The 4,844-nt window shown below is 42.3% G+C and carries 7 protein-coding genes and 1 pseudogene; 1 reads left to right on the forward strand and 7 read right to left on the reverse strand.

Annotation, left to right across the window (positions count from 1 at the left end; translation table 11 throughout):
* Positions 1–370: 370 nt before the first annotated feature.
* The 7 genes and pseudogenes from PX482_RS07070 to PX482_RS07100 all read right to left on the reverse strand — a co-directional run bounded on the left by PX482_RS07070 (position 371) and on the right by PX482_RS07100 (position 3,985).
* The gene (locus PX482_RS07070) at positions 371–622 is read right to left on the reverse strand and encodes a hypothetical protein (protein ID WP_002755276.1); all 252 of its coding nucleotides are present in this window, start codon (positions 620–622) and stop codon (positions 371–373) included.
* Positions 609–785 (reverse strand): annotated as a pseudogene (locus PX482_RS07075) (BrnT family toxin); the annotation flags it as partial. The gene PX482_RS07070 and the pseudogene PX482_RS07075, both read right to left, overlap by 14 nt.
* Positions 786–901: 116 nt before the next feature.
* Complete coding sequence (locus PX482_RS07080; RefSeq protein ID WP_288122245.1) at positions 902–1,609, reverse strand: zinc-ribbon domain-containing protein; 708 nt, start codon at positions 1,607–1,609, stop codon at positions 902–904.
* Between the two features lie 12 nt (positions 1,610–1,621).
* On the reverse strand, positions 1,622–2,224 hold the full coding sequence (locus tag PX482_RS07085; protein ID WP_288094056.1) for a TerD family protein: 603 nt from the start codon (positions 2,222–2,224) through the stop codon (positions 1,622–1,624).
* Between the two features lie 14 nt (positions 2,225–2,238).
* Positions 2,239–2,337, reverse strand: coding sequence for a TerD family protein (locus tag PX482_RS07090; protein WP_288122247.1), 99 nt, complete (start codon positions 2,335–2,337; stop codon positions 2,239–2,241).
* 28 nt (positions 2,338–2,365) lie between these two features.
* Positions 2,366–2,941 (reverse strand): TerD family protein, encoded by a 576-nt coding sequence (locus tag PX482_RS07095; RefSeq protein WP_288025585.1) that lies wholly within the window; start codon positions 2,939–2,941, stop codon positions 2,366–2,368.
* A 411-nt stretch (positions 2,942–3,352) separates the two neighbouring features.
* A complete protein-coding gene (locus PX482_RS07100; protein WP_288034190.1) occupies positions 3,353–3,985 on the reverse strand; it encodes an HAD-IB family phosphatase in 633 nt (210 codons plus the stop codon).
* An 86-nt stretch (positions 3,986–4,071) separates the two neighbouring features.
* On the opposite strand from PX482_RS07100, the gene PX482_RS07105 reads away from it, so the two are divergent.
* The coding region (locus PX482_RS07105) for a carbon-nitrogen hydrolase family protein (RefSeq protein WP_288122249.1) at positions 4,072–4,844 on the forward strand (773 nt) is incomplete at its 3' end.

Consider the following 4,844-nt stretch of genomic DNA (forward strand, 5'->3'; position numbering starts at 1 on the left):
AAATAATTTAGAGGTTGGGATGCTGTTTCTCTTAGAAAGAAAGCCGCTTTAGCAATTCCCAATCTCTCTACGAGAGCTTTAACTCCCTCTTTTCTAATTTCCTCAATCTCAGGAATCGTCAAATCTGTTTTAACTTTCATAGTAATTTTTCGGCTCTCCCGTATTTGTGGTGATAAGAAAAGGTTATCTAAGGGAGGGTGTATGCCATACGCCCCTACAGAAAAGGAATTTGCCAGGCTGTACTAGGATTATAACACAAAAAGCGATCGCCCTCTACAAATATAGCGTGATCGCATCTAATTCGAGACTATAGCTTTATTCGCCATTCGCTTCGCTTTCTTATAAATACTCAATCCCGCCCTGCATTTTGTCAGGACTCAGCCTTTAGGTTAGCCTGTACTGTAGAAGCAAGAGTTTTGTTATCTCGCATTACTCTGATCAACAATCTTAAGGCTTCGTTAACCGCATCAGCAGTGGGAAACATTTCCGCGACATCAGGCTCCAAGCGCACAGTGACTCCATCAAAGCTTTTTCTTCCAGAGCCTAACTTTCTAACTCGGAGGTGCTTCAAGTCATACTCTGTCCGTAAATCATCTTCCATTTCTGGCTCATCCCTCTTCATAAGCTTCTCGTTCGGTTTGCGTCACTTCCCTTGCACTGATGAGTCGAATTACATCTCCTCTTTCAGTATAGGATACAATTAACAATCGCCCTCGATCTGACTCGCCAACAATCAGATATCGTTCCTCGCTCTCAGAATGCTCTGGATCATCGAAAATTTTGTATCAGCAATTTTTTGTTATTATCACAAGTACGGGAGAGCCAATTTTGCTTCATTTATTCACACTTCTAAGATTATAACAAAAAAAGCGATCACGCTATATGATCAAGTGTGATCGCACTAACATTGTTCTTCAGTCTTATATCTGCGAATAGCACTGTTCATCAGGTTAATCTGCTCTGCGTGAAATGAAGGGGGCATGGCACCATGAGTCGTGTAGTCTAATCCATCGTGCATGACATCTGTTGGCAATGCAGAGTGATCTAAACCTAAGGTATGACCAATCTCATGAGCAATCGTGTTGGCAATTAAGTTAGATAGACTACTAATACTAAGATTGCCTCTACAAGAAGCATAAAAAACTTGATCGATTCTGATAATTGCATGACCAGTAACTTTACCTAATAAGAAGCTCGCTACTCCTAAATAATCTACTGGCTGACTGTCAGCAAATACATAAACATGAGTAAATTTATCTTGCCATTCCTGACTGTTAGGTGGTTCTGTAGTAAGAAAAACCTGAACACCTCTGAATGCACCATACAGTCTGGAAAAAGCTTCCATAAAAATTGCACTCATGGTTTCTTGATATTCGGGTAAGACTTCCATATTTGAAATATCTATCCAAATACAATGGCGACTTTTTTCTGAAAAATTTCGCAAGGGAAAACCGCAGTTAGGACAAAATTCCCATTCTGCTTGAATGTGCGATCTACAAGATTGACACCTGAGTTTAATTGGTCTAGTGAGATCTATACGCTGAGATAGAGATTGTTTTAGCTTGCGGTTGTATTTAGTTAAGTCCAGTCGTTCAAATAAAGATGACATAGCTTTGCTTTACTAAGCATAAGAACCGACAATTTCTCCTAATCCGTTGACACTAACTCCATTTCCAATTGCAGCCAAATTCCACTCGTCGTTATGTTGGTATAACTCTGCCATAATCATTCCCGTAGCACCTTTGTATTCATTTCCTGATAGATTGTAGCGAGCAAGCTCTTTGTTGTTAGACATATCGACTAATCGTACAAATGCGTTTTTTACTTGGAAAAAGTCTTGTTTTCTGGCTATACAGTCATAAATATTGACTGTAAAAACCAGTTTGGTAATTCGTGATGGCACTAAGGAAAGATCAACAATGATTTGCTCATCATCTCCCTCTCCTGCTCCCGTCAAGTTATCGCCTAAGTGAGTGATTCCTCCTGATCGATGCTTGCGATTGCCAAAATAAACTATATCGTCCTTGTCTCCAACTTTTCCGTTACTGCCCAAGCAGATTACTGAAGCATCTAGGTCGTAGTTCGGTCTGTTGCTAAATGCGCCGAACAAGCCACCCCCAGTTTGTTCTACTACACCCCATCCTAGTCCACAAATAATTTTTTTCAGACCAGGTGCCTCTTTTGTCAGGGAAATGCGTTGCCCTTTCTGTAAATTGATAGCCATAATTTGAACTTTCCTTAGCTATAACGATCTAGCAATGCTTGCAGCCCTCCTTGATAGCCAGAACCTACCGCATTGAGTGACCATTGCCCATCTTTGCGATATAGTTCTGCCATGATTAGGGCGGTTTCATTTGAACTTTCCTTAGCTATAACGATCTAGCAATGCTTGCAGCCCTCCTTGATAGCCAGAACCTACCGCATTGAGTGACCATTGCCCATCTTTGCGATATAGTTCTGCCATGATTAGGGCGGTTTCAATGGAATAGTCTTCTACTAAGTCGTAGCGTACAGCCTCTTGTTTGTTCTGAGCATTGACGATACGCACAAAAGCGTTTTGTACTTGTCCAAAGTTCTGGCGACTTTGCTGTGTCTCGTGAATCGTTACTGTAATAACAATCTTCTTGACTTCTTCTGGTACTTTCTTGAGGTCAATTTTAATAACTTCATCATCCCCTTCCCCAAGTCCTGTTAAGTTATCCCCAATATGTTGGACTGATTTGTTTGGGTCAGGGCTGACAAGATTGTTGTAGAAGATGAAGTGTTTATCTGAGATTAGCTTTTCATTAGCTCCCAACAAAAACACCGACGAATCTAGATCGAAGTCCGATCCAGTGTCAGTGGCTTTGACATCCCATCCCAATCCTACAAATACTTCTGATAATCCAGGAGCAACTTTTTCTAGCGATACTCGTTGTCCTTTTGTTAATGAAACTGCCATAAAATATTCTCCCGGGCAATCGCACATTGAATGAACTGTACAGTTAAGTCGGAGGGTTTTTTCCTAATTTGTCAAGACCTTGGTGGTCACAAAACGAATCAGAACCAAGATTACTTTACCCCCCTCCCCCGATTTTGTCAAGTGTAAACCAACATAAATTAACAAAAATTTACAATTATTGTTACCCTTGAGAGTAGGGTAGTAAAAAATCTTTTAACGGGTTGATCTTGGATGTTAGAATCTCTCGTTTCTAGGCTCTGCCTAGAAATGTTTAATGAGAGGCTCTGCCTCCTGAGTAATCTTTACAGAAGGCAGAGCCTTCAAAAATCATTCCCAGGCGGAGCTTGGGAATGAGACGGCGAAAATCATTGCCTCTTGCCTATCCTAACCATTACTTATAACAGCCAATCCCTAATCTCTCAATAACAGATATTCGCGAATCTCAAAAAAGTTATCCCAAGGAATATAGGGTTGATTTTCCGCTTGTAGATAATCGATTAAACGATCCCTAGCAAAAACTAGATCGGCCCTTCTAGCCATGGTAATATCGGTAACGGAATCACCGATCGCAATAGTTTCTACTCCTGAATATTTGTCCATAATCAAGGCTTTAGCCACTAATTCCGTCTCATTTTCCCAATCGGAGCGAACTTGCAAATATTCCCCTTGAGTATGAAGATTGACCCCATAAATTGCCGTCACCTTATCTAATAGTCCCTCCCGTTTTAAGACCGTTTCAATCATGCCTTGAATGCCACCGGAGATAATAATAAAAGGGATGGATTGCTCCTGTAAAAAAGCGAGGAATTCGGCTAATCCGGGGCGAATTGGCTTGCTTTCGGCATAGGCGAGAATATCGGCGTACTTTTGGCTCGGTATCGACTCTAGCAGTTGACGAACACCCCGGCGCAGACTGAGAGTGCGGGCGTACATTTGGGGCATAATTTGGGCTGATAAATCGGGGGCGAATTCTTTGAGCATACCCGCAAAAGTCTCCACGGCGGTGATAGTGCCATCAAAGTCACAGAAAACAATTTTACTCATGGGGTGACAAAATATCTGAAATTGGATATAATCGAAGGTTATGATTAATTTTACAGAGATTATCCGACTCTAGAGCTTCAACCCCCATGAAATCCTATCTCGCCGCCGCCATTCAAATGACCAGTCAGCCGGATTTAGAGAAAAATCTCGCTGCCGCTGAAGAATTGATCGAACTTGCCGTGGGTAAAGGGGCGGAATTAATCGGTTTACCAGAGAATTTCGCTTTTATGGGGGCAGAAACCGATAAAATCGCCCAGGCCGAGACTATTGCTCGAAAAGCCGATAAATTCCTCCGCACCATGGCCCAACGGTTTCAAGTGACCATTTTAGGGGGTGGTTTTCCCGTGCCGGTGACGGGTATTCCCGATAAGGCTTATAATACCGCTATTTTAGTCGATGGCAACGGTGCGGAATTAGCCCGTTATCAAAAAGTCCATCTTTTTGATGTCAATGTCCCGGATGGTAACACCTATCAGGAATCGAGTACAGTCATGGCAGGAATCGATTTACCGCCGATTTATGGCTCCGATAGCTTGGGAAAAATTGGCCTCTCGATTTGCTATGATGTGCGTTTTCCCGAACTCTATCGCTATTTATCGCAGCAAGGAGCCGATGTTTTATTTGTACCCGCGGCGTTTACGGCTTTTACAGGGAAAGATCATTGGAAAGTTTTGTTACAAGCGCGAGCGATCGAGAATACTTGTTATATAATAGCTCCCGCTCAAACGGGCAATAATTACGAACGCCGTTACACCCACGGTCACGCTATGATTATCGATCCTTGGGGTGTGGTTTTAGCCGATGCGGGGGAAGAAGCGGGAGTGGCAATTGCCGAAATTAATCCCCAACGTCTGCAACA

It is taken from the genome of Microcystis sp. M53602_WE12, assembly GCF_030065455.1.
Classification (GTDB): Bacteria; Cyanobacteriota; Cyanobacteriia; order Cyanobacteriales; family Microcystaceae; genus Microcystis; species Microcystis aeruginosa.